This window comes from Streptomyces sp. SID486 (assembly GCF_009865385.1).
In the GTDB taxonomy this organism is placed as follows: domain Bacteria; phylum Actinomycetota; class Actinomycetes; order Streptomycetales; family Streptomycetaceae; genus Streptomyces.
Genome location: NZ_WWJT01000502.1, coordinates 1 through 3,196 on the forward strand (window position 1 = coordinate 1; position 3,196 = coordinate 3,196).

3 protein-coding genes are annotated in these 3,196 nt (G+C 72.5%); 2 read left to right on the forward strand and 1 reads right to left on the reverse strand.

Translation table 11 applies throughout. The annotated features are described in order from the left end of the window. The first annotated feature begins 166 nt into the window (after positions 1-166). Both GT045_RS23470 and GT045_RS23475 read left to right on the forward strand, forming a co-directional pair. Positions 167-1,249: an NAD(+)/NADH kinase gene (locus GT045_RS23470; RefSeq protein WP_161293279.1), complete on the forward strand. Its 1,083-nt coding sequence runs from the start codon at positions 167-169 to the stop codon at positions 1,247-1,249. A 350-nt stretch (positions 1,250-1,599) separates the two neighbouring features. Further along, complete coding sequence (locus GT045_RS23475; protein WP_161290966.1) at positions 1,600-2,100, forward strand: peptidylprolyl isomerase; 501 nt, start codon at positions 1,600-1,602, stop codon at positions 2,098-2,100. Positions 2,101-2,283: 183 nt separating this feature from the next. Here GT045_RS23475 and GT045_RS23480 read toward each other — a convergent pair whose 3' ends face one another. Next, on the reverse strand, positions 2,284-3,063 hold the full coding sequence (locus GT045_RS23480; RefSeq protein ID WP_161335341.1) for an alpha/beta fold hydrolase: 780 nt from the start codon (positions 3,061-3,063) through the stop codon (positions 2,284-2,286). Positions 3,064-3,196 lie beyond the last annotated feature (133 nt).

Here is a 3,196-nt window from a genome sequence, read left to right on the forward strand (position 1 = left end):
GTCGGGGGGCGCGAGCGTGTGGGGACGCGGGGGGGGCGCGTGGGCGCTCCGTCCGGGTGCAGGATGCCGTGCCTCGGCTCCCGGCGGCGTGGCGTGCGGCGAGCCGGTTCCGTCCGCGGCGAGGATGACGCTCGGCAGGAGCGGAGTGGGAGGCGGGTGTACGGGTATGACGGTGAACCGTGTCGGCCTGGTCGTGCACGGCGGACGCGCCGAGGCGGTGGCCGCCGCGCGGACGGTTCGCGCGTGGTGCGCCGAGCACGCGGTGGGCTGCGCGGACATCGACGTGTGGCAGGAGGGCGCACGGCACAGTGCCCGCGAGGAGGTCGACAGCGCGGGCGACCCGGACCTCATCGTCACCCTGGGCGGCGACGGCACGTTCCTGCGCGGCGCCCGGCTGGCGGCCGAGAACGACGCCATGGTGCTCGGTGTCGACCTGGGCCGGGTCGGCTTCCTGACGGAGGTACCCGCCCCGGAGGTGCGCGAGGCGCTGGACGCCGTACGGGAGGAACGGATCAGCGTCGAGAGCCGGATGCTTCTCACCATGCGGGCGTCGTGCCGGCTGGAGGTGCCCGCACGGATGGAAGCGCTGCTGCGGTACGGCCGCGGGCCGATGCTGCCGCCGCCCAGGGTGCGCACGGACTGCGTGGCGGGCAGTGACTGGGGTGTCGCGCTCGACGTCGCCGCGCTGAACGACGTGGTCCTGGAGAAGCTGTCCCGGGACCGGCAGGTGTCGGTCGCGGTCTACCTGGCCGGCCGGCTCCTGGCCTGCTACTCGGCCGACGCCCTGCTCGTCGCCACGCCCACGGGGTCGACGGCGTACAGCTTCGCCGCGGGCGGCCCGGTGGTCTCGCCCCGGGCGGAGGGCCTGGTGTTCACACCGGTCGCACCGCACATGGTGTTCAACCGCTCGGTCGTGGCGGCGCCGGACGAGCCCGTCGCGCTGCGCGTGCTCCAGGGGTCCGGCCAGGCCGCGGTCAGCATCGACGGCCAGCTGCGCGGAGTGCTGAGCCCCGGGGACTGGATCGGGGTGTACGCCGCCGCACGCCGGCTGAAGGCGGTCAGGCTCGGTCCCACGGACTTCTACGGGCGGCTGCGGGAGCGTATGAATCTCACCGACGCGCCGGCCGCGCTCGCCGACGGTGACGCCACTCCGCTGTGGCCGGTGACCACACCGCCGCCTGCCGACCTCGCGCACCTGGCGCTCCCCCCGCTCCCCCCGCCCCCGGGCGACCCGGCCCGGACGTCCTGAGAGCCGGGCCGACGGCCGGTGCGTGGGTGGCGCCGCCGTACCCCTGGGCGCCGCCGTACCCCTGGGCGCCGCCGTCGCTCCCGGCGCCCGGCCGGGTGGGCCGGGACCGCCCTTCCGCTGCCCCGGGAATGGCGGTGATAAGCGCCGCCGGACTGCTTGTACGAGTCGGCCGTGACCCGGATGGCCGTTCGAACCCCGGGGCGCCGCGACGTCGGGTGTGCCCCCTGTGGTCGTATATTCCATGGTGCGCTCGAGCCGTCGGACCGGCGTGGACCTCGGCCGCACCGGGGAACGGCCGCCAGGGCCGTTACCGTAGCGTGGGCATGCCCCACCGGAATAAGGAGATTTGAATGTCGACAGTCGAGCTGAACACCAACTTCGGTCGGATCGTGCTGGAACTCAACGACGCCGAGGCGCCCAAGACCGTCGAGAACTTCCTGTCGTACGTGCGCAGTGGCCACTACGACGGCACGATTTTCCACCGGGTAATTAACGGCTTTATGATCCAGGGCGGCGGTTTCACCCCGGACATGGACCAGAAGCCCACCCAGGCGCCCATCCAGAATGAGGCCGACAACGGGCTGAAGAACAACAACTACACCGTGGCCATGGCCCGCACGGGCGACCCGCACTCCGCGACGGCCCAGTTCTTCATCAACGTTTCGGACAACGCCTTCCTGAACTTCTCGGGGAAGAACCCGAACGGCTGGGGTTACGCCGTCTTCGGCCGGGTCACCGAGGGCCAGGATGTCGTCGACTCCATCAAGGGCATCAAGACGGGCACCCGCCACGGTCACCAGGACGTCCCCACCGAGTCCGTCGTCATCGAGTCCGCCAAGGTTCTCGGCTGACGCACGCCGCCGGGGCGGCACCGGTGCACCGGTGCCGCCCACGCCCACCCCGGCCGGACGCATGCGGCACACCGCCGCACTCGGCACACCGCCGCACTCGACGCAGCGCCGCATTCGACGCGCCGTCGACTGCAATGCGCCGTCGTGTTCAACGGCTCCCCGCAGCCGGCGTCGCGGACCGGTTCAGGCCGCCGCCCCGCCGCCTGGAGCGAGCCGTCGTAGCGTGGCCTCGACTCGGTCGAGTACGGCCCGCTGCTCGGGCACCAGATAGAAGTGTCCCCCGGGATACACATGCACTTCGGACGGGCCGTCGGTCTCCTGGGACCAGGTGCGGGCCTCGTCGGGGGTCACCCGGGGGTCGGCGTCGCCGGTCAGGACCACGAAGGGGCTGCGCAGCAGCGGCCCGGGGGTGCGCCGGTAGGTCTCCACCGCACGGTAGTCGGCCCGAAGCGCGGGCAGGATCATCTGCAGCAGATCCTCGTCCCGGAGCAGGGCGGAGTCGGTGCCGTCGAGCTTGATCACCTCCTCGATCAGCTGCGCGTCGTCACCCTGGTGGACGTTCTCGAACCGCTCGACGGACGGGCCCCGCCGGCCGGAGAGGAACAGCACCGCGGGGGGCCGCCCGGCGGTCTCCAGGAGCCGGGCCAGTTCGAAGGCCACCAGGGATCCCATGCTGTGCCCGAACAGCGCCAGAGGCGTCTCGTCCCGCTCGTCCAGCGCACGGAACACCCCGTGGGCGAGTTCCTGCACGGAGTCCGCCGGGGGCTCCGCGATGCGGTCCTGGCGGCCCGGGTACTGCACGGCGCGGACGTCCACCGCCGGTGACAGCGCCTTGGAGAACGCGAAGAAGAAGGACGCGGAGCCGCCGGCGTGCGGCAGGCACAGCAGCCGCGGCGTGCCCGGCTTCGCCTCGTGGAAACCGCGCAGCCACGATGAGTGCCTTGCGTCGGACGGGTCGACCATGTGTCCCCCTCGCTGGAACGTGTCTTCTGCGAAACCTGCTCGTGCAGACGGTAGTTGATGCCGGGGCCGACGCTCGTGCGGACGGTGGGTGACGCCGGGGCCGACGCTCGTGCGGACGGTGGGTGACGCCGGG

Excerpts from the sequence above, each read along its gene's own strand:
- GT045_RS23470 (WP_161293279.1), top strand. The coding sequence starts at position 167 with ATGACGGTGAACCGTGTCGGCCTGGTCGTGCACGGCGGACGCGCCGAG.
- GT045_RS23480 (WP_161335341.1), bottom strand. The coding sequence starts at position 3,063 with ATGGTCGACCCGTCCGACGCAAGGCACTCATCGTGGCTGCGCGGTTTC.
- GT045_RS23475 (WP_161290966.1), top strand. The coding sequence starts at position 1,600 with ATGTCGACAGTCGAGCTGAACACCAACTTCGGTCGGATCGTGCTGGAA.